The following is a 1,429-nucleotide window of genomic DNA, read 5'->3' on the forward strand; positions in this document are numbered from 1 at the left end:
GGTGAGGCTCCGGGTGAATCGAGTGGTCGAGTTTCTCGGGTTCAACCAGGCCTGGCCGGAAGTAAAGCATGTTGTTCATCGGCAGGTTAACCTGGATAGGAATTTTCAGAGCATCTGAAAGAAAGGTACAGTCAACGCCCAAATACTTGGAGTCCTCGAGAAAAGTACCCTGCTGGATTCTTGTCAGCAGTACTTTTAAATCCAGCCCCTCAGGCACCGTTTTGCCATCAGGAGTCTTTCCTGTGTCATGGAGTACTTCAAGATAGTCGCTGAGCCTTGTTTGGAGTTTCAGGCCCAGTTCATCGGGATCGACATTTTTCTTTTTGACCTCAGTGGCTTGTGGTTGAGGGACCACTGGATCTTTTCCTTTACGTCCCTGCTGTTTCCCTTTTTTGCCTTTTCTGGATTTTGCAGTAGTCAGATTTTTATCCTGAACGGTTCCCGAATCGAAGAGCTTCATGAGTGCTATGAGTTGGCGCTCCACGATTGAAATGCCCAGGGCAATCACCATGTTTTCGGGAATAAGCAGCTTCAGGGGTAGTTTAATCTCTTGAGCTTCCTCAATGCCTGCAACTAATGGTGTTTCTATGTCCGTTGTGTGGGTGCCCTCTGAAGGTGCAGCGGTAGCTACCGGAGATGTTTGCATGGATGAGGTAGCCTGATCGGGCAAGGAGCCCTGTGCAGAGTCATTATTACATTCAGCCACAGAGGCTGAATCATCAGGGCTCAGAGCCTGCCGGACCTGGGCGGCCTGTTCACTATTAAGGGCGTCTTTCAGCATTCCCATACTTTTATCGAGCTTCTTGCCAAGTTCTTCCAGATCCTTTATTCGGTCGGATAACTCTCGGTGTCGTTCTGAGTCACTTTGTAAATCACGGTGTTGCTGTGAGCCACTTTTTAACTCATGGTCTCGCAGTGAGCCACTTTTCCTGTACAGCTTGTGACGCTGAATCATTTTACCCCGCCGGGCATAAATATCCGGAATGTCCTTGCAGCATTGAATGACGGCTTTTCCCTGAGCAATCAGGTGCTCCATGTCGTTGTGTAGATCCACCAGTGCATCAACAAACTCGGGTTGATCTTCATTAAGGCTAAAGAAAATCTCCTGCGCTTCTTTGACGGCCTTACTCATGACCAAGGTGTAGATGCTGATCTGCTGCATATTAAGCTTGAACTGCTTCAATGCTTCCCTGAATTTGATGTCTTTTTCCAGATCAGGCGGCCCCTGATTTTCCAGGGCTTGCCCGTAGGCATAGACAGGCTCAATCATTTTGTGAACAAACTCCAGCTGACGCCGAAGCCTGGAGGTGACCATGTCGGCATAACTGTAATGAGCCTGAGCTTTGTCAAAGCCAGTCACCTGGGGATGGTTAATCACTCTCTTGAAGATGTTGTTCAGAACCCCAACAGGCTCTTTTCGAGCAAAGGC

The 1,429-nt window shown here is 48.7% G+C and carries 1 protein-coding gene; it reads right to left on the reverse strand.

Features of this window, described 5'->3' with window-relative positions:
* On the reverse strand, positions 1 to 1,429 hold a 1,429-nt coding region (locus KDK18_RS12520), incomplete at both ends, for a hypothetical protein (protein WP_257255262.1).

This window comes from Endozoicomonas sp. SESOKO3 (assembly GCF_024606255.1).